The 20151-nt window shown below is 54.3% G+C and carries 18 protein-coding genes and 1 tRNA gene; 9 read left to right on the forward strand and 10 right to left on the reverse strand.

Annotated features, from left to right (window positions below; genetic code table 11):
* Window positions 1-22 precede the first annotated feature (22 nt).
* Complete coding sequence (locus CTZ24_RS15070) at window positions 23-1675, forward strand: multidrug ABC transporter permease/ATP-binding protein (RefSeq protein WP_208723935.1); 1653 nt, start codon at window positions 23-25, stop codon at window positions 1673-1675.
* A 154-nt stretch (window positions 1676-1829) separates the two neighbouring features.
* On the opposite strand, the gene CTZ24_RS15075 is transcribed toward CTZ24_RS15070, so the two are convergent.
* Together CTZ24_RS15075 and CTZ24_RS15080 are read right to left on the reverse strand one after the other, a co-directional pair.
* Window positions 1830-2555: a 4'-phosphopantetheinyl transferase family protein gene (locus CTZ24_RS15075; protein WP_208723936.1), complete on the reverse strand. Its 726-nt coding sequence runs from the start codon at window positions 2553-2555 to the stop codon at window positions 1830-1832.
* A gap of 74 nt (window positions 2556-2629) precedes the next feature.
* A complete protein-coding gene (locus CTZ24_RS15080; protein ID WP_013509840.1) occupies window positions 2630-2833 on the reverse strand; it encodes a hypothetical protein in 204 nt (67 codons plus the stop codon).
* Window positions 2834-3047: 214 nt separating this feature from the next.
* Between CTZ24_RS15080 and CTZ24_RS15085 the strand changes: the two genes are divergently transcribed.
* Window positions 3048-3599, forward strand: a complete 552-nt coding sequence (locus CTZ24_RS15085; protein ID WP_208723937.1) for a GNAT family N-acetyltransferase — start codon at window positions 3048-3050, stop codon at window positions 3597-3599.
* Here CTZ24_RS15085 and fhuB read toward each other — a convergent pair.
* Genes fhuB through CTZ24_RS15100 form a run of 3 tightly spaced genes read right to left on the reverse strand, consistent with a single transcriptional unit; the run spans window position 3594 to window position 8591 of the window.
* Entirely contained in the window at window positions 3594-5570 is a 1977-nt protein-coding gene (fhuB, locus tag CTZ24_RS15090; RefSeq protein WP_208723938.1) for a Fe(3+)-hydroxamate ABC transporter permease FhuB, read from the reverse strand. The two genes, CTZ24_RS15085 and fhuB, sit on opposite strands and share 6 nt — an antisense overlap.
* Window positions 5567-6430 carry an ABC transporter substrate-binding protein gene (locus tag CTZ24_RS15095; RefSeq protein WP_208723939.1) on the reverse strand — a complete coding sequence of 288 codons (864 nt, stop codon included), beginning with the start codon at window positions 6428-6430 and terminating at the stop codon, window positions 5567-5569. Before CTZ24_RS15095 ends, fhuB begins: the two co-directional genes overlap by 4 nt.
* 4 nt (window positions 6431-6434) lie before the next feature.
* Window positions 6435-8591: a TonB-dependent siderophore receptor gene (locus CTZ24_RS15100; protein WP_208723940.1), complete on the reverse strand. Its 2157-nt coding sequence runs from the start codon at window positions 8589-8591 to the stop codon at window positions 6435-6437.
* A 273-nt stretch (window positions 8592-8864) separates the two neighbouring features.
* Here CTZ24_RS15100 and CTZ24_RS15105 point away from each other — a divergent pair, with 273 nt between their 5' ends.
* Entirely contained in the window at window positions 8865-9635 is a 771-nt protein-coding gene (locus CTZ24_RS15105; RefSeq protein ID WP_208723941.1) for an AraC family transcriptional regulator, read from the forward strand.
* Here the strand turns inward: CTZ24_RS15105 and CTZ24_RS15110 are convergent.
* Window positions 9625-10443, reverse strand: a complete 819-nt coding sequence (locus tag CTZ24_RS15110) for a helix-turn-helix domain-containing protein (protein WP_208723942.1) — start codon at window positions 10441-10443, stop codon at window positions 9625-9627. The two genes, CTZ24_RS15105 and CTZ24_RS15110, sit on opposite strands and share 11 nt — an antisense overlap.
* Window positions 10444-10682: 239 nt before the next feature.
* Here CTZ24_RS15110 and CTZ24_RS15115 point away from each other — a divergent pair, with 239 nt between their 5' ends.
* From CTZ24_RS15115 to arsC, 5 genes are all read left to right on the forward strand, one after another.
* Window positions 10683-12083 carry an MFS transporter gene (locus CTZ24_RS15115; protein ID WP_208723943.1) on the forward strand — a complete coding sequence of 467 codons (1401 nt, stop codon included), beginning with the start codon at window positions 10683-10685 and terminating at the stop codon, window positions 12081-12083.
* 10 nt (window positions 12084-12093) lie between these two features.
* Window positions 12094-14049, forward strand: a complete 1956-nt coding sequence (locus CTZ24_RS15120) for a glycoside hydrolase family 127 protein (protein ID WP_208723944.1) — start codon at window positions 12094-12096, stop codon at window positions 14047-14049.
* A 220-nt stretch (window positions 14050-14269) separates the two neighbouring features.
* Window positions 14270-14593: a metalloregulator ArsR/SmtB family transcription factor gene (locus CTZ24_RS15125; RefSeq protein ID WP_437180257.1), complete on the forward strand. Its 324-nt coding sequence runs from the start codon at window positions 14270-14272 to the stop codon at window positions 14591-14593.
* A gap of 45 nt (window positions 14594-14638) precedes the next feature.
* Window positions 14639-15928, forward strand: a complete 1290-nt coding sequence (locus CTZ24_RS15130) for an arsenic transporter (protein ID WP_208723945.1) — start codon at window positions 14639-14641, stop codon at window positions 15926-15928.
* 13 nt (window positions 15929-15941) lie between these two features.
* The gene (gene arsC / locus CTZ24_RS15135) at window positions 15942-16367 is read left to right on the forward strand and encodes a glutaredoxin-dependent arsenate reductase (RefSeq protein WP_208725568.1); all 426 of its coding nucleotides are present in this window, start codon (window positions 15942-15944) and stop codon (window positions 16365-16367) included.
* Window positions 16368-16425: 58 nt separating this feature from the next.
* Here arsC and CTZ24_RS15140 read toward each other — a convergent pair.
* The 3 genes from CTZ24_RS15140 to CTZ24_RS15150 form a co-directional block, all read right to left on the reverse strand.
* Window positions 16426-16502 (reverse strand) — tRNA-Pro (locus CTZ24_RS15140).
* Window positions 16503-16574: 72 nt separating this feature from the next.
* A complete protein-coding gene (yejM, locus tag CTZ24_RS15145; RefSeq protein ID WP_208723946.1) occupies window positions 16575-18329 on the reverse strand; it encodes an LPS biosynthesis-modulating metalloenzyme YejM in 1755 nt (584 codons plus the stop codon).
* Between the two features lie 22 nt (window positions 18330-18351).
* Window positions 18352-18579, reverse strand: coding sequence for a YejL family protein (locus CTZ24_RS15150; RefSeq protein WP_021185026.1), 228 nt, complete (start codon window positions 18577-18579; stop codon window positions 18352-18354).
* A gap of 158 nt (window positions 18580-18737) precedes the next feature.
* Here CTZ24_RS15150 and yejK point away from each other — a divergent pair, with 158 nt between their 5' ends.
* Window positions 18738-19742, forward strand: coding sequence for a nucleoid-associated protein YejK (yejK, locus tag CTZ24_RS15155; protein WP_021185025.1), 1005 nt, complete (start codon window positions 18738-18740; stop codon window positions 19740-19742).
* Window positions 19743-19800: 58 nt separating this feature from the next.
* On the opposite strand, the gene rplY is transcribed toward yejK, so the two are convergent.
* A complete protein-coding gene (gene rplY / locus CTZ24_RS15160; RefSeq protein ID WP_208723947.1) occupies window positions 19801-20085 on the reverse strand; it encodes a 50S ribosomal protein L25 in 285 nt (94 codons plus the stop codon).
* Between the last annotated feature and the right edge of the window lie 66 nt (window positions 20086-20151).

Consider the following 20151-nt stretch of genomic DNA (forward strand, 5'->3'; position numbering starts at 1 on the left):
TTTTACTTGCTGGAACCTTTTAATGGCTCTGCTTCAGGTTGTTTATCGCCAGTTCCGCTGGCCTTTTATTGGCGTCATCCTTCTTACTTTACTCAGCGCCGCGCTTGGCATCGGCATGATCGCCTGGATCAATAGCGAGCTGATCACGGCAGTGAATACCTCGGTTGGTGTATTGCCAGAATTCCTCCTGCAACTGTTTTTGCTGATGGCGGTGACGCTGGGCTCACAGCTTTCGTTAACGTTGCTCGGGCATCAGTTTGTCTGGCGTCTGCGTGGGGAGTTTATCAAACGTATTCTCGACACCCGCGTGGAGCGTCTTGAACAGATCGGCAACGCACAACTGTTGGCCGGGCTGACCAGTGACGTGCGTGCGATTACTATCGCCTTTGTTCGCCTGCCTGAACTGATTCAGGGCATCATTATTACCCTCGGTTCTGCGCTATATATGGCGTGGCTCTCACCCAAAATGCTGCTGGTAACGTCAGTGTGGTTGGTGGTGACTCTGGTTGGCGGCTGGCTGCTGGTGTCACGCGTATATCAGCATATGGCGAAGTTACGTGAGGTGGAGGATGACCTGTATCGCGACTATCAGACCATCATTGAAGGGCGTAAAGAGCTACAGCTGAACCGTCAACGCGCGCAATTGATTTACGACAACGTCTATCAGGAAAATGCCAACAGCTATCGCCACCATATTGTGCGTGCCGATACGTTCCACCTGAGCGCGGTGAACTGGTCAAACATTATGATGCTTGGCGCGATTGGCATCGTGTTCTGGATGGCTAACGGTCTTGGCTGGGCCAATACCGCCGTGGCCGCCACCTATTCATTGACGTTGCTGTTCCTGCGCACGCCGCTGCTGGCGGCAGTGGGGGCGTTGCCGACCTTGCTCAGCGCGCAGGTGGCGTTCCGCAAACTCCATACCTTTGACCTCGCCCCCTATGAGGCGGAATTTAAAAACTTGCCTGCGATTGGTGACTGGCAAACGCTGGAACTGCGCGATGTGCGCTTCCATTATGGCGAACATGGCTTCGAAGTGGGGCCGATTAACCTGACTTTACGACGAGGCGAGCTGGTGTTTCTGATTGGGGGTAACGGCAGTGGTAAATCGACGCTGGCAATGCTGCTCACCGGCCTGTACCAGCCGCAATCTGGCGCGCTGTTGCTGGATGGTAAGGTGGTTGACTGGCATAACCTGGAGGCGTATCGCCAGCACTTCTCCGCGGTATTCACAGATGTGCATCTGTTTGATCGCCTGATCAACCGGGCAGGCAAGCCCGCCAATCCGGCATTGGTGCAGCAGTGGCTGGAACGCCTGAAAATGCAGGATAAATTGAAGCTGGCAGGCAACAAGGTGTTGAACCTGCAACTGTCGAAAGGGCAGAGTAAGCGTCTGGCGCTGCTGTTGGCCGCGGCCGAGGAGCGTGACATCCTGCTGCTTGATGAATGGGCAGCCGATCAGGACCCGCACTTCCGTCGTATCTTCTATCGTGAATTGCTGCCGTGGTTACAGGAGTCGGGCAAGACGGTGTTCGCCATCAGCCATGACGATCACTACTTTATCCATGCTGACCGCCTGCTGGAAATGCGTGATGGCAAACTGAGTGAATTGACCGGCAGAGAACGTGAAATGGCGACGCTCGATGCGGTAAAACGTACCGATACCGGCCATTAACGCCAACTGGCAAAGCTTAGCGGAAAGGGTTATTGGGCAGCGGAGGCGGAGCGCGCTAAGTTAACCACCAGCAGAGACTTCGGTTTCTGCCCCCCTGGAACATTTTCTGTCGTCTTGTGTTGTTACCGGCTCTGGAGGGTTCTGAGCCGGTTTTTTATTGCCCGGCAAGCGGGTGAGTCACCAGCGTGATAATGCGTTGAGCTTCACAACAAAAACGCGCCTGCAAAGCAACGTCCTGATTAAATCCATTACCAAAATCGGCGGTTAAGCGCAGTACGGCGCTACCGGTGGTCAGATCGGCCGCGCACAATGCGGCCTGCAAGAAATCCATTGGCTGATGTAACTGCGGCCACAGCGCTTTGTAAAGACTCTCTTTCAGGGAAAACAGCAGCGTCGCCCCCTGGGCAAAAGGAAGCGCCAGTTGTTCCAGCAACTGGCGTTCCTGGGTGTTCATCAGCATTTCTGCCGTTTCCCGGGCAGTATCGTTGCTCATCACCTGTTCCACATCCACCCCGACACACAGCGGCTCTCGCGTGGCCGCCATCACCACCTGATTATGGCTGTGCGATAGCGAAGCCTGAATGCCAGCAGGCCAGCAGGGGGAACGATCCGCCGCATTACGCAGCACGAAGCCCTCCACGCCCAATTGCAGCAACACTTCACGCGCCAGCCAGCGGCTGGCGAGGTGTTCCGACTTACGTTTGACCACAGCGTTTGCCAGCGCAGCGGGTAGGGGGAGTTGCCAGCGCTGATGCAGATCGGCCTGCCAGTGCTGTTGCTCGAATTGACACCCGGCCAGCAGCAGAGATCCAGACGTTAAACCGGCAGCAGTGAAAAAAGGTGAGTCTGGGAGGGCAAGCGGTGAGGAGAAGGTAAACATAGAGAATCACGGCTGACGGAAAAAGCTATTTAATCAGTCAGCCGGAGAGAGGGCAAGCTCAGCGCTCACCGTCTTTAGTCATTGGGGGGAATGGCAAAACTCTTGATCGATACCACAAAATGCTGATGGCCTTTGCTGATGCGCGCTCCGCGATCGCACCAGCGAGACGCCAGGCGGAAGAAATCGTCGCTACCGATATCGTAAGCCAGTTCGACTTTGCTGATACCGGAGTGCAGGAGTTCTTCAGCGTCCTGCAGGTTTTTTGCTTTGATGACCATATCGGTTTTCCATCGAAAAACAGGAAGCTATAAGGTAGGGGATGTCTGTGACAGTTTTGTTTCAATCAGATGAATTGCTGTCACAATCTGCCAAAAGTGTGATCCTGGTCCATATTGATTGCTTACGGTAACTGACTGATGTTTTGGATAAAAACATTGTTAAAACTGATTTTTTTCTGATAAAGCTTAATCAGTTCCCCAACAGGAGGTTGAGATGACAGTACCCCGGCTTACTACCCCGCGTTTGCTACTTGAACCCTTACAAAGCGACGATGCTATCCAGATACAACAGGTTTTTCCGCGCTGGGAAATTGTGCGTCATTTAACCAATGCGGTGCCCTGGCCCTATCCGTCGGACGGCGCCCGTTTTTTCGTTGATCAGGTCGCGTTACCGGCTATGGTCGCGGGACAGGCATGGCACTGGAGCTTGCGTCATCGCTCGGATCCGGATCGGCTAATCGGCCTGATCTCGTTACGCGCAGGCGATGAAGATAACCGTGGTTTCTGGCTGGTACCGGAGTGGCAGGGGCAAGGATTGATGAGTGAAGCCTGTACTCTGATAACGGATTTCTGGTTTCAGACCCTGCAACAACCCCGTTTACGCGTGCCAAAAGCGATGGATAACCAGGCGTCACGACGGATCTCAGAACGCAGCGGGATGCGACTGATTGAAACCTTCAGCAAAGCCTTTGTCGGTGGAGAAATGCTGGCGGGCAATTGGGAAATCACGCGCGACGAGTGGCTGGCGCAACGCCCGTCGTTATGAGCGACTCTCGCGGCGGGTGAATAGCCACATCATGTAGGGGGCACCGAGCAAGGTAGCAACCAGCCCTGCCGGAAGTTCCTGTGGTGCCAGCAGGTTGCGCCCGATCCAGTCGGCCACCACCATCATCAGTGCGCCACAGGGAATGGCCAGCAGTAACTGCTGGCCGGGGCGACGGGCACCCAGCAGGCGGGCAATATGCGGGGCGGTCAGACCAATAAAGGATATCGGACCGACGGTAAGCGTAGCCCCTGCTGTCAACATGGCGATCAAACCCAGCGTGAGCAGACGTGTTTGCGCCAGCGCGATTCCCACCGCACTGGCACAGGTGGGGCCGAGCGGCAGAATCATCATCCAGCGACGGAACAACCCCGTCAGCACGCTGAGCGTCAACGCCAGCAGTAGCGCGGTTACGGCATCGCCAGGCATGATGGTATAGGTTGAACCAGAGAGCCAACTCAACAATGTCACGGCACGTTCGTCTCCGGAGGCGATGATGGTTGCCACCAGGGCCTGGAACAGCGCGCTGATGGCGACGCCGACCAACAGCACGCGATCGGCTGCGAAATGGTGACGACGCGAGAAAGACAAAATCATCAGTAGCGCCAGCAGTGCCCCGGCGCTGGTAACGGCAAAACGCAAACTGTGCGACACCTCTCCGGTCACCAGGGTTAATGCCAGCATTCCCAACGCCGCCCCGGCACTGACCCCCATCATCTCCGGGCTGGCCAGCCGATTACCACTAAAGCGTTGTAGCAGCACGCCTGCCGCAGCCAGCATCATCCCCGCGGCACAAGCCGCCAGGGAGCGTGGCCAGCGCCAGGGCAGCAGTGGCGACAGCGGGGACAGTGACGCCATGCTCCAGCCGTTGGGCGCGCGGCCAAAAACCAGCGAGAGCAGGAGAGTCAGCACCAGTAACAGAAACAGAGTGAGGCTAAGCAGATACAATCGACCATCCGCAACCTGTGCCCCCTCAACGGCAGCATTAACCGAGCTGAACGGTACTGACGGGGTGCGCATTCTGAGCAGCAACCAGAGGATTAGCGGTGCGCCAAACAGCGCGGTCGCAGCACCGGTTGGCACCAGTTCCCCCAATGCGTTGGCGAACGGTTGCACTGCCTGATCGGTGGCCCACAGTAATAGCGCGCCACATAACGGGGCCAGCAGTAATCGCTGTGCCAGACGGCGGGCACCGAGTAACTGTGCCAGAGCCGGCGCAGCCAACCCGACAAAGCCAATCACTCCCACGGCACTGACTACTGCGGCGGTCAGCAGGACTGCCAGCGAAAATCCTCCCAGCCGCACATAGCGACTGGGCAAGCCGAGACTGCTGGCGTGCATGTCTCCCAACCCCAGCAGTTGCAACGGACGACATAACATCAGCGCCAGCAGCCAGCCGACCAACAATTGTCCACCGAGCAAACGGACATTGCCCCAGCCCTGCTGCACCAGTGAGCCGGCTCCCCAGATAAATAAACTGTGCAAATACGGGGCGTATAACAATTGCAGCACCGTGATTAACGAGCCACAGAATAAACTCACCACCAACCCGGCAATGGCGACCCTGGAGGGCTCCAGCCCACGCGAGGCCGCAAGCGTCAGTACCAGCACGGCAGCGATAAGCGCACCGGCGAGGGTGATCCAGGAACTGGCTGCCAGCCAGTGCGGGAGAAATACGGTGGTCAATGACAGGGCAAGTTGTGCCCCGTCAGCAACGCCAAGTGTCATTGGCTCAGCCAGTGGATTGCGCAGCGTTTGCTGAAACAGTAAGCCTGCCAGCCCCAGCGCGGCACCGCATAACAGGCTGATTGCCAGACGAGGCAGCCAGCTCTGCAATACCAACAACCGGTGAATATCAGGGTTCGCCGTCCAGGGGAGCAACGCGCGCCACTGCGCTGCGGGTAACAATTGTGTCAGGTTGTGCAGGCTCAGTAGCACAGCCAACAATAACGCGATAGCTGACCCGCGCTTCATGCTGCCAGCACCGCGGATAACTGTTGGGCAAAACGAATCGCAGAAGGCAGCATGCCAAAGCCCCAAAACGCCGGTAATGCTGCGCTATGGCCGGCCTGTACCGCAGGCAAAGCCTGCCATAGCGCATTGTCTGTCAGGCCGTGCGTCATATTGGTGGGTAACGGGGTAAAATAAAGGATCCGCGCATCATCCCTCACTGCCAGACTATCCAGCCCGGTGACGCTAATCCCCCAGTAATCGGTCGTCTGGTGCCAGCCGTTAGTAAGCCCTAAAGCATCCAGCACATCCTGAAACAGGCTGTGCTGACCATAGATACCGATATGGCGCACATCGAAAAAGCGGATCAGGAACAGGGGGATATCTGGTTGTCGCGACTGGGTCACTGGCTGCAACGCGTTTGCCGCCTCAGCGATTAACCGTGCCGCCGCAACCTGTTGCTGACACAGTTCACCCAGTTGATGGGTTGCCGTAATGGCGTGTTGATACGGAGTGCCACTGTCGCTGTAAATGGCAAAGGCGCGTACCGGTGCGATACGCTCCAGCATTGCGCGCTGTGACTCCTGGCTGGAGTTGATCAGGATATAGTCCGGTGCCAGTTGTTGTAGCCACTCCAGATTGGGTGCCAGGCGCAATCCAACATCGGGAACCTGTGCCGGGATTACCGGGGTCACCACATTGTCGTGGTAACCCGCGATCTCGGCGACGCCAACCGGGACCACCCCGATGGCCAGCAGCGTTTCCACCAGTCCCCAGTCGAGTACCACTAAACGGGGAGCGGGCAGAGAAGACGCACCAACCCGACACGCCATACCCGCTAGCGGGAGCAAGGTGATCGTTTGCAGAAAAGTGCGTCTTCTCATCTCATTACCAGCGGTAGCGCGCCGTTGCCAGCACGTCAGCACCTGCGGCATAGGTGCAGGTCGAGGCGCTGTAGCAAGAGGCAACATAGTGACGGTCCAGCAGGTTGCTGGCATTCAGGCTGAACAGCCAGTGCTCACCGGTGTCGTAGTGGATACCGGCATCCATCACCGTCGCAGAGGCTACACGAATGGTGTTGGAGGTATCTTTACTGGCCCCGATATAACGCACCCCGGCATTGATACCAAAGCCCTGCAATGCGCCTTGATGGAAGGTGTAATCCAGCCAGGCTGAGGCGGTATTGCGCGGCATTCCCCACAGACGTTTGCCTTGCATCGAGGTTGTACCACCGTCCAGCGTGGTGGCGCTGTCGTTGGAGTCGATGGTGACGGCATTCAGCCAGGTATAGGCGGAGATCAGCGTCAGGTTTGTCGTCAGGTTGGCGTGAGCCTCAACTTCAACCCCTTTTGACCGGACTTTACCTGCCTGAGTATCGTAGCCTGAGTGCACAGGATCGCTGGTCAGTACGTTCTTCTCGGTCAAATCAAACCATGAGGTAGTGATAAAGCCATTGAAGCCAGTTGGCTGATATTTCACCCCCACTTCATATTGATTAGCGGTGGTCGGTTGTGCCATACCGCCGCCATACAGGGTACCCACCTGCGGGATAAAGGATTTGGCAAAGCTGGCATAGGGCGCGATGCCATTATCAAACTGATATACCAACCCGGTACGCCAGGTAAAGGCACGGGCGGATTGTTCGGTGGAAGAGTCAGTCACCGGATTGACATCATCCGCATGAGCCCAATCCTCGCGGATACCCAGCAGGTAGCTCCAGTTGCCCAAGCGCATCTGATCCTGGGTATATACGCCCAGTTGTTTCTGGCGAATATGGTCGTCCGAACTGGTGGCTGGCATGGTGATGTCGCTGTATTGCGGGGCGAAGGCATCAATGGTTGACGCGGCACCTAAACCGACGGTTTCGCGATACAGCACGCGTTGGAAATCGACGCCTGACAGCAGTTGGTGCGACAGCGCGCCAGTATTGAACTCCGCTTCTAACTGATTATCAACGGACAGTGTTTTCGCCTGCTCGTGGTTAAAGAAGGCGTAGCGATTTAATACCCGGTCAGAGCCGCTGGCGTAACCGTTGGTGAAGACATTCTCGAGGTTATCTTTCACGTCGCTGTAATGCACATTTTGCCGCATCATCAGGCTGTCGTTCAGACGATGCCAGAATTCGTAGCCAACCGAGAACTGGGTGCGTGAATGGTGATCAAAATTGGCATCGCCAAGGTTGGTCTGCGGTGAGATTTTCCCATGCGGGCCGCTGTACACGCTGCCAACTGCCGGGACAAAGTTGTAGTAACCCACATCCGGATCACGTTGATACTTCGCCAGCAGCGTCAGTGAAGTATCGTCATTCGGCTTCCAGGTGATGGCTGGCGCGACATACACATGCTTCTGGCGGGTGTCATCCACCTGGGTTTTGCTGTCGGTGGCGCTGGCCGTCAGGCGATAGAGCAGGGTGCCGTCATCGTTGGCCTTACCGCCAACGTCAAAGCCGGTTTGCAGATGGTCATGGTTGCCTGCGGTGACAAACACCTCGTGTACTGGCGTCTCGGTGGGTTTTTTGCTGGTCAGATTGACCACCCCGCCCGGATTCACCTGGCCGTACAGCACCGAGGCTGGGCCGTGCAGCACTTCAATGTTGCTAAAACCATAGGTGTCATAATTGGCGATGGCATAGCCGAAGCTGCTGTCGCTCGGCATGCGTGCACCGTCAAGGAACTGCTCCAGATAGAAACCGCGACTGAACATATACCCGGCGCCACTGCTGGATGCACCTCGAATCTCTGAAACCACGCCGGAGGTATAACGCAGCGCTTCTGCGGCGGTTTGTGCGGCCTGCAAATCCATCTGCTTACGCGTCACGCTGGATACTGATTGCGGCACCTCAATCTTCGGGGTGGCGGTTTTGGTGGCACTGGTGGTGCTGGTGGCGACGACGCCACTGCCATCCATGTGCTGTAGCGGGTTATTCTGCGCGTTGGCGGTGACCACCATTTGCTGATCGGCGGCACTGCTTCTGCATGCGATTAGCATTAACGCCATCATGCTGAGTGCGAAAGGCGCTTTGCTCATGCCTGTCATTTTGCACATCAATTTTCCCTATCTTTGAATAAGTTAAAGAAATGCTCACCATTAAAAAGTGCATACTGGATAAGGCTTTTTTGACTCGCGTTACGATAAGGAAAGGGCAGCGTAACGGGGAATCATGACCAGGAGAAGGCGAATGATAATGATTTTATTTCTTATTAAAAGATGGCGGATGTCTGCTAATCTGTGTCTTTATAACTAACCCTGAAAATGCGACAAAGGTTGTCGCAAACGACAAATCGTTACGCGTTTTTCAGGTATCCGGCGAGAGGGGTGATGAAAGGTCAGATTCCGCAACTGAAGCCTGAGATGCTGAGTGCAACCTCGGTACCTACCGCGGTTTCCTATTTTTATGCCCGTGAGCAGGCGCAGGCCTGGCACTCCCACGCAACGGTACAGTTGACCTGGTGCAGTCGTGGTGCCATCACCATTCACACCGCGCAGGCAAGCTGGACGTTGCCCCCCTGGCGTGGACTATGGATCCCTTCGGGGCTGCCACATCAAACCCATGCTCAGGCGGGGACGCAAACCCATAATCTCTACCTGTCTGAAACCGGTGAGAAGAAATGTATCGAAGCACTGTGCCCGCTGCGGGTGACGCCCCTGGTGCATCAGTTGGTCAACGAACTCAGTGCGCAGCACCCGGCGCGCAATGCACTGATTCTGCCGCTGCTATGCAATGAATTAAGCCAGGCCCCTGCGGCTACGGTGGGGTGTCTGCCGGTGGTGACCGAGCCGAGATTGCTGGCGCTCACCGGAATGCTGACCATGCACCCCGGTAACCACCAAACGCTGGCAACCCTGAGCCTGCGTGCCGGCACGACGTCACGCACCATTGCCCGTTTGTTTCGCCAGCATACGGGCCTGACATTTGCGCAGTGGCGGCAGCAGTTAACCATCATGACCTCCATCAACCAGTTATCCCAGGGAGTGTCGGTGGAAGAGATCGCTCAACAGCAGGGGTATTGCAACGGCAGCGCATTGATTGCCATGTTCAGCAAGGTGCTGGGCATGACGCCACAACGCTATTTTGCGCTCAGGAGTTAATGTGCTCCTTGCAGTAGCGGCGTTTCCAGCTTGCTGGGGTCAGCCCGGTATGTTTACGAAAAATCTGACGAAAGTAGCTGGTGTCGTTGAATCCGCACTGTCGTCCCACCTCAGTTAACGACAGCGAATTATTGATCAGCAACTTTTCCGCCATCAGAACGCGCTGGCGGTGGAGGGCCTCCGTCAGCGTCAGGCGAAAGGTGCGGCGATAGACACGCCCAAGATAATCCGCGTTGCAGTGCAACTCTTTTGCCAGTGATGATGTGGAAAGCGGCAGGTGGAATTGCGTGCGGATGATCTGATTGGCTTTCCACGCCAATGCCAGGCCGGGACTGTCATTGGTGCTTTCCTGCGGGCCGGGCGCGGCAATTTGTTGCAGGATCAGCAACAAAATACACTCCAGCGCGATGCTGCGATGAATGTTTTCCTGCTCGCTGAGAAACTGACGAAACAGCGAAATGACGTATTGGGGATCGCTGACGCGTGTGTGCTGCGGGATGTTCAGCAGTGTCGCATGTAACCCGGCTGCCGATGTGGCTTTCAGCCAGTCAAAATGCAACCAGTAGAATTTGAGGTCGGCAGGAAATGTTCCTTCACCCACATGACGATGGCCGGGTCGCAGCAGCAAACTCTCTCCAGCCTGCACAGTGAACAGGCGATCGTCTTCGCGGATTTGCAGTTGTCCTCGTTCAACAAAGATGACTTCCCACGAGGTCAGAATCCGTGCCGGATGGCTTCCTACCCCACGCGAAATGAACAACCCGCCATTTTGCACCTGAATCGGAAATGCTATGGATAATTCGAGCATTGATATTCAATTTTCCGCATTTTATGTCATGTGAAATACGATTTCTTATTGATTATTAATCATAAAATCTTCATTCGCTCGATCCAGTTCACACTTTGTTAATCAGGTCGGAATTACCCCTTTTTTATACTTTTCCCTTCCCTTGTTGCACGGCATATTCCGGGCAGAATAAATCCGTACCTGAAAATAAGCCCGCCCTGATGCGGGTAATGGACTCTGACCCTGATGAGGAGTTTGCAATGACTTCTACCCCGATTACCCACACCGAATTGACGCAGCAGGCAGCGAGTGATTCGCTCTCTCTGCGTGAGAAAATCGGTTACGGGCTGGGTGATGCCGGTGGCACGGTGATCACCTGCCTGATCATGAATTTCCTGACATTTTTCTATACCGATGTGTTTGGCCTGACACCTGCGCTGGTCGGGACGCTGTTTATCGCGCTGCGCGTGTTTGATGCCGTATCCGACCCGATTATGGGCATTGTGGCAGACCGTACTCAAAGTCGCTGGGGACGTTTCCGTCCGTGGCAGCTGTGGATCGCGGTACCGATTGGCATTATCGGCGTACTGACCTTTACCGTCCCTGACGTCAGTATGAATATGAAGATCATCTGGGCGTTTGGTACTTATCTGCTGCTCTCCGTCAGCTACACCGCGATTAACGTGCCTTACTGCGCATTGATCAACACCATGACCAGCCGCCACAGCGAAGTGATTGCCTGCCAGTCATGGCGTTTTGTGCTGTGCGGCGTGGCGGGCTTTTTGGTATCGGTGGGGCTGCCGTGGCTGGTATCGACCCTGGGCAAAGGCAATGCGGCGCAGGGATATCAGCTCGGTGTCGGTATCCTGTGTAGCGTGGCGGTAGTGATGTTTCTGTGCTGCTTTTTCTGGGTGCGTGAGCGTGTCTCGCTGGACAGTATGGGGAAATTTACCCTGCGGGAACATCTGGCAGGGCTGCGCAAAAATGACCAACTGCTGCTGATGCTGCTGATGTCGTTCCTGCTGATCAATGTGTTCAACATTCGGGGGGGCGGCTACATGTACTTCATCACCTACGTGTTGCAGGGCAGTACCGCTTACACCTCGCTGTTTTTTACCATGGTGACTTTTGCTTCGATTCTTGGCTCGGTGCTGGTCAGCCCGCTGTCAAAACGCGTGGATACCGTCAGGCTGTATTATTGGACCAACATCGTGCTGGCTGCGCTGGCGGTATTAATGTGGCTCTTGCCCACCGGCCCGGCGTGGCAAACCCTCTGGCTGGTGGTGATCCTTGGCAATGGGATTATCCTTGGTTTCACGCTGCCGCTGCATTTTTCACTGATGGCCTTTGCCGATGATTACGGCGAGTGGAAAACCGGCGTACGTTCTTCGGGGATGAACTTCGCCTTTAACCTGTTTTTCATCAAGTTGGCCTGGGCCTCCAGTGCCGGCATCATCAGTCTGGTGTTTATTTTCGTCGCCTATCAACCAGGTGCAGCTAACCAGACGGCGGTATCTCTGCACGGCATCACCAGCATGGAAACCTTGTTGCCTGCCTTTTTCCACCTGCTGCTGGCGTTCACCATTCTCGCCTGCAAACTCAAAAATCCCATGATGGCGCGCATTGCCAGCGATCTGCGTGTTCGCCATGTCCAGTCTTAAGGAGAACGTTATGTCTGTAATGGAAGTCGATCTGCATCAGCTCAAAATTAACGATCCGTTCCTCGGTCAGTATCAACAACTGGTGCGTGATGTCGTGATCCCCTATCAATGGGAGGCACTGAACGACCGGATTGCTGAAGCCGATCCCAGCCATGCGATTGAAAATTTCCGTATCGCTGCCGGGTTACAGCAGGGGGAATTCTACGGCATGGTGTTTCAGGACAGCGACGTGGCGAAGTGGCTGGAGGCGGTTGCCTGGTCGCTGTGCCAGCGGCCAGATGCAGAACTGGAGAAAACCGCTGATGAGGTGATTGAACTGGTGGCGGCCGCCCAGTGTGACGATGGCTATCTTAACACTTACTTCACTGTCAAAGCGCCCAACGAACGCTGGACTAACCTCGCGGAGTGTCATGAGCTGTACTGTGCCGGACACATGATCGAGGCTGGTGTCGCTTTCTTTCAGGCCACCGGCAAGCGCCGACTGCTGGAAGTGGTGTGTAAACTTGCCGACCATATCGACAGCGTGTTCGGGCCGGGTGATACCCAGTTGCACGGCTATCCGGGACATCCGGAAATCGAGCTGGCGTTGATGCGTCTGCATGAAGTGACCCGGGAGCCGCGTTATTTGACGCTGGTGAACTACTTCGTTGAGCAGCGTGGCACGCAGCCGCATTTTTACGATAGCGAGTACGAAAAGCGTGGCAAGACCTCTTACTGGAATACCTATGGCCCCGCATGGATGGTAAAAGACAAAGCCTACAGTCAGGCGCATCAACCGATTGCCGAACAACACACGGCGATTGGCCACGCAGTGCGCTTTGTCTATCTGATGACCGGGGTGGCGCACCTGGCCAGACTCAACCAGGATGAGGCGAAACGTCAGGACTGCCTGCGGCTGTGGCATAACATGGCCCAGCGCCAGTTATATATCACCGGCGGTATCGGTTCGCAAAGCAGTGGCGAAGCTTTCAGCAGTGATTACGATTTGCCGAACGACAGCGTCTATGCCGAAAGCTGCGCGTCGATTGGCCTGATGATGTTTGCCCGTCGCATGGTGGAGATGGAGGCCGACAGCCAATATGCCGATGTGATGGAGCGGGCGTTATATAACACCGTGCTGGGGGGGATGGCGCTGGATGGTAAACACTTCTTCTACGTCAATCCGCTGGAAGTCCATCCGAAAACCCTCAGCGCAAACCATATCTATGACCACGTAAAACCGGTGCGCCAGCGCTGGTTCGGTTGTGCCTGTTGTCCACCCAATATTGCTCGCGTGCTGACTTCACTCGGTCATTACATCTATACGCCACGCGAAGATGCGTTGTATATCAATCTCTATGTTGGCAATAGCCTTGAAGTGCCGGTGGGTGAGGATAAGTTGCGCTTGCGCATCGGTGGCAATTTCCCGTGGCAGGAGCAGGTGACCATCACCATTGATTCCCCGCAACCCATTCAGCACACGCTGGCATTACGCTTGCCGGACTGGTGCGATGCGCCACAGGTGATGCTGAATGGTACGGCAGTGGAAGGTCAGTCCCGGAAAGGCTATCTGCATATTAGCCGCTGCTGGAAGGAGGGCGATACCTTAATCCTGACGTTGCCGATGCCGGTACGTCGCGTCTATGGCAATCCGCTGGTACGTCATGTGGCGGGCAAAGTGGCGATCCAGCGCGGGCCGCTGGTCTATTGTCTTGAACAGGCCGATAACGGTGAGGAACTGCATAACCTGTGGTTACCACAAACGGCGACCTTCCGCACTTTTGAAGGTAAAGGGCTGTTTGCGCACAAGGTGTTGATCCAGGCTGAAGGCAGCACACACAGTGCGAGTTCGCCGGAAGAACAAGCGCTATGGCATTATGATCGCTCTCCTGCCACCCGTCAGACACAAACATTGACCTTTATTCCCTGGTTTAGCTGGGCGAATCGAGGGGAAGGCGAGATGCGAATCTGGGTGAATGAGGGATAGCAGAAAATAAAAAAGCAGCCTTATGGCTGCTTTTTTATTGGGAATTTTGGTCGGCACGAGAGGATTTGAATCTCCGCAGGCAGTGGATCGAACAAAGTGTTCAGCATCAAAGGCTGGAAATAACGATATGTAATGTTCCCCCAGTGAATAAAATCTGCCTTTACATTGAACATATATGATTTAACATATGTGTTCAATGATTATCAGGAAACATGCACTGATGCAGCCAGTTCAACTTTTCAAACTCCTTGCTGATGAGACACGCACAACAATCATCTTGCTGTTGCGTGAGGCTGGAGAACTCTGTGTGTGCGACCTGTGTGCCTTTACAAGTCAATCCCAGCCGAAGATTTCACGCCATATTGCGTTATTGCGAGATGCTGGTTTGGTGTTGGATCGTCGTGAGGGTAAATGGATTCACTACCGTTTATCGCCTCATATGCCAGCCTGGGCGGCGTCGATAATAGATACTGCCTGGAGCAGTCAGCGTGATGAATTACGTGAATCATTCAAAAGTGCCAAGGCAAATGTGTGCGGCCGTTAAAACATATTCATAAAAGCATATGTATTTTCAGGGCAGGGGATTTTAATGTTACTGGCAGGCGCAATATTTGTTCTCACCATCATTTTTGTCATCTGGCAACCCCGCGGACTTAGCATCGGCTGGACCGCGTCGATAGGCGCAGTTCTGGCGTTGATGACCGGGGTCATCCAGTTACATGACATTCCGGTTGTCTGGCATATCGTCTGGAACGCAACGACTGCGTTTATCGCAGTAATAATCATCAGCCTGTTGTTGGACGAATCGGGTTTTTTCGAATGGTGTGCCTTGCATGTCGCCAAATGGGGTAACGGGCGAGGGCGGTTGCTGTTTACGTATATCGTCCTGTTAGGTGCTGCGGTTGCTGCATTATTCGCTAATGATGGTGCGGCGCTGATTTTGACACCTATTGTTATCGCGATGCTACTGGCATTGGGGTTCAGCAAAGGAACGACACTGGCTTTCGTTATGGCGGCAGGCTTTATCGCGGATACCGCCAGTTTGCCGCTGATAGTGTCCAATCTGGTTAACATCGTTTCTGCCGATTTTTTCCAACTGGGATTTAGTGATTATGCGTCAATCATGGTGCCGGTTGATCTTGCTGCCATCATTGCCACGCTGATCGTACTGCATCTTTTCTTCCGCAAGGAGATTCCCAGACACTACGATCTTTCCCTGCTAAAGTCCCCGGCTGAAGCCATCAAAGACCCTGCGACATTTAAAATGGGCTGGCTGGTGTTGGTTCTGCTGTTGGTTGGTTTCTTCCTCCTTGAGCCGCTCGGTATTCCTGTCAGTGCAATAGCGGCGGTTGGTGCGCTAACGCTATTTGCGGTGGCTAAACGCGGTCATGCTATTAACACAGGGAAAGTTCTGCGAGGCGCACCCTGGCAGATCGTCATTTTCTCACTGGGGATGTATTTGGTCGTCTACGGTCTGAAAAATGCGGGCCTCACCCAGTATCTCACCTTGCTGTTGAATACCTTTGCAAACGGGGGGGTATGGAGTGCCACCTTTAGCACTGGTTTAATTACGGCGATACTTTCATCTGTGATGAACAATATGCCTGTTGTTTTGATCGGTGCGCTCTCAATTGATGCCAGCACGGCGGAAGGTGTCATCAAAGAAGCCATGATTTATGCCAACGTAATTGGCTGCGATTTGGGGCCGAAGATCACACCCATTGGAAGTCTCGCTACGTTACTTTGGCTGCATGTACTCGATCAGAAAAACATCAAGATTAGCTGGGGTTACTACTTCCGGGTGGGTGTTGTGATGACACTGCCAGTGCTGCTGGTAACTCTGAGTGCGCTAGCTTTGCGCCTGGCCTTTACCCAATGATTTGAGAATGAACATGACTGACATCACCATCTATCATAATCCTGCTTGCGGGACTTCACGTAACACGTTGGCATTAATTCGCAACAGTGGGGTTGAACCTGTTGTCATCCACTATCTGGAAACACCGCCGCAACGTGAAGAGTTAAAGGAACTGATCCATGCGATGGGGATCAGCGTGCGGGCCTTATTACGCAAGAATGTCGAGCCTTATCAGCAACTCGGTTTGGCTGATGAGCACTTTAGCGATGATCAGTTGCTTGATGCCATGCTGTCTTATCCCATCCTGATTAACCGTCCGATAGTGGTGACACCGTTAGGGACGCGGTTATGTCGCCCCTCAGAAGTGGTGCTTGATATTCTTCCTGACCCACAGCAGGGGGCGTTCAGCAAAGAAGATGGCGAAAAAGTGATTGATAAGGATGGCAACCGTCTGCTGTGATTGCTGCATGCGGAAAATAAAAAAGCAGCCATAAAGGCTGCTTTTTTATTGGGAATTTTGGTCGGCACGAGAGGATTTGAACCTCCGACCCCTGACACCCCATGACAGTGCGCTACCAGGCTGCGCTACGTGCCGAACGTGGAGGCATATAGTAACGTTTCCGCGCACGATTGCAAGATGCACGGGATTTAACTGCCTCATAATTAATCAGTTTGCGATGAAACGCTTCTGTTCCGTCAGCACCTGCAACAGCAATGCCAGTTCAGGTTTATGGTCCCTGAGGACTTTTCCCTGCGCATCATAAGCGTAATAGCTGCCGTTGTTGTTCAGCACCAGGGTTGTTTCAGGGGTAGTGACTACCAGTCTGCCATCTTCACTGCTCGCCACCCAATTATGGTTGCGTTGCGCGGCAAAAAGATCTTCACCCTGAGAGTAGTTCACCGGATTGGTACGCACATGCAACAGACGCTGCATCAATGTTGCCATCACATCCTGCTGATCGGTCAGGCGATCGATAGTTTGTGCAGGCGTATTAGGCCAGTGCACCACCAGCGGTACCTGAAGCGTCGCACGGTTACCTGGATTGTCATCATCACCATCCAGCGCAATCGCATGCTGGGCGGTAATCACCACAACGGTATTTTTCAACAAATCGCGCTCCTGCAAAGTTTGCAGCACAACGGCGATTTGGCTGTCAACGCCAGCAGCCTGACGCAGATAGCTGCGCTGGCGCGCTTTAACACTGTCGCCATTCACGGTAATGCCGTTCAACGCGATCCAGGAGAACCACGGGGCATTATTGTCTTTCTGCCCATTCAGCCAGTTTTGCCATTGGGTAACCGTAGCGCTATTGGTCTGACTCTCCATCGTTGGCAGCGAGTAATCGGCCAGCAATGCCTGGCGATACAACGGCTGATTAAAGCCATCGGACGAGAACAGACCGAACTGATAACCCTGGCTATTCAGGGCGCTGAGTAACGCGGAAGGCATACGCGCCGCCAACACGCCATCCATATAGCTGGATGAGATGCCGTAGAACAGGCCAAACAGGCCTTTTTCAGCCTGGTTGCCCGCGCTGAAGTGCTGCGTGAAACGCACATTGTCGCTGGCAAACTGAGTGAGCGACGGCAGGGCTTTCTCTACCGTAGCGTTGTTAAGGCCGTTTACCGTCAGCACCAACAAGTTATGCCGTGTACCGCCATCGCGGAAAGTAATGTCGCTCAGCGGATATTGAACCGAGAGGGCTTCGGGATCACCTTGTTGCACCAGACGACGCTGATATTCCTGTGCATCCAACAGGCCGTGGCGTTCAAGGAAACGTCTTGCGGTCATTGGATAAGAAAGTGGCAGGTTCGCGCGCTGCATGGTGATGGGGCGATAGAAATTGGCATCGGCCCAGATATACAGTAGATGGCTGGCGAAGAACGCTGAGATAAACAACGCCGCCAGCGGCTTGCCGAATGAGCGTCGATTGAGGCTGCGCAGTTTCTGCCAGCTCCAGGTGGCGAACAGCATCTCCACCAGGAATATGATCGGCACACCGATAAACATCAGCTGCCAGTCACGCGCCATCTCACTCTGGTCGGGGTTAATCACCAGTTCCCACACCACCGGATTGAGGTGGAGATGGAAGCGATTGAACACCGCGCTGTCGACCATAATCAGCGTCAGGCCCGCCGTCGCGATAATGGCCGACAGGAATCTCAGCAGCCGTTGCGACATCACCACGAAGGTGAGGGGGAAAATTATCAGCAGATAGCCAGCAAACACCAGGAAGCTAAAGTGGCCAATCCAGCTGCTGTAGGCATAGATACGACCAGCCAGCGAGGCAGGCCAGTCGGAAACCAACAGGTAGCGGCTGCCTAAAATTAACGCGAAGATAATATTAAACAGGGCAAACCAATGCCCCCAGCTGATCATCTGGGAGACTTTTTCACGGTAGCGCTGCCGGTTGGTTACCATATTATAAGGTCAAATCTGCAAATTAATGGGCGTTGTCATCGCGAACCGACGCCTGCAATGCATCGGCAAAAGATCGCGCCAGGCTACGGCGCTGCGCCGGAGATACACTGGTGTTGATCAAATTGGTTACCATATTTCCCAGCACCATCAGGGAAAGGTCGGTTGGCGCTTTGTCTTTTTCAAGAACCTGCGCCAGTTGCGCGAGGAGTTTCTCCACGCGTTCGTCACTGTAACGGGATGATTGTGGCATATCGTCGACTAATCAAGTATCAAAAGGCGGTATATTACCGTAACAACGCGATTTTTTCCGCAATTTTATCGAAAGCGAAATGTTCGTGTTGTGCATGGAGTTGAAAGCCGCGGCGGGCGGTGTTTGAATACGCGCCTGAGCTTAAAGGAGAGTCTATCATGAGTCTGGATATCGACCAGATCGCCCTGCATCAGTTAGTCAAACGTGATGAAAACCAGCTGGAGCTGGTGCTGCGCGATACCCTGCTGCCTGCCACCAAAGCGGTGGAAGAGATGGCAGAAGAGTTACACCGGGTTTATAGCGCGAAAAACAAAGCCTATGGGTTATTCGATGAAGAGAGCGAACTGGCCGCTGCGCTGCGTAACTGCCGCAAAGGAGAAGATGACTTTCTGGCCTTCAGTCGGGCGGCGACCGGTCGTCTGCGCGATGAACTGAGCAAATATACGTTTGCTGAAGGCGGTATCGTTCTGTTTATCCATTATCGTTATCTGGCGGTGGAATATTTGCTGGTGGCGGTGCTTAACAGCCAGTCCAGCATGCGTGTTAACGAGCAACTGGACATCAGCAGCACCCATTATCTTGATATCAATCATGCGGATATTGTGGCGCGCATTGATCTCACCGAATGGGAAACCAACCCGGAGTCCACCCGTTATTTGACGTTTTTACGCGGGCGGGTAGGGCGTAAAGTCGCTGACTTCTTTATGGATTTTCTCGGTGCCAGCGTGGGCCTCGATACCAAAGCGCAGAACCGTGGCTTGTTGCAGGCGGTTGATGATTATTGCGCGGAATCGAATCTGGATAAAAACGAGCGCCAGAATTATCGTCAGCAGGTCTACAGCTACTGCAACGATCAGCTCCAGGCCGGTGAGGAGATTGCGCTGGAAGATCTATCCAGCGAACTGCCGCCACTGGGCGAGAAGACGTTCCAGGCATTTACCCAGGAACAGGGCTACGAACTGGAAGAGCATTTTCCGGCTGACCGTAGCACGTTGCGTCAGCTGACTAAGTTTGCTGGCAGCGGCGGTGGCTTAACCCTGAATTTCGATGCCATGCTGCTGGGCGAACGTATTTTCTGGGATCCGGCGACCGATACGCTGACGATTAAAGGGACACCGCCGAATCTGCGCGATCAGTTACAACGTCGCACTGGCGGCAACTGATTTTCGCCCATAAAAAAACGCCGCAAATGCGGCGTTTTTTCTTCAACTCGTCAGGCGATTAAGCGCGAACGAAGTCGATGTGGTGCAGTTTCGGCTTGAACGGGTGACGCTGTACAGCCTGAACTTTAACCTTGGTTTCTTTACCGTCAACAACGATGGTCAGAACTTCAGAGTAAAAACCTTCTTTAGCCTGCATGTTCATGATTGCATCGTGATCCAGTTCGATAGAAACCGGTGCTTCAGTTCCGCCATAAACGATGGCCGGGAACTTGTTAGCGTGGCGCAGGCGGCGGCTCGCACCCTTACCCTGCTCTTTACGTGCTTCTGCGTTGATAGTGAACATCTTAATGTCTCTTCGTTGATTCCTGCTACAGGCGACCCAGCAACAGGACGATTATTCAAACGCTCT

The sequence above is a fragment of the Pantoea phytobeneficialis genome (genome assembly GCF_009728735.1).
Classification (GTDB): Bacteria; Pseudomonadota; Gammaproteobacteria; order Enterobacterales; family Enterobacteriaceae; genus Pantoea; species Pantoea phytobeneficialis.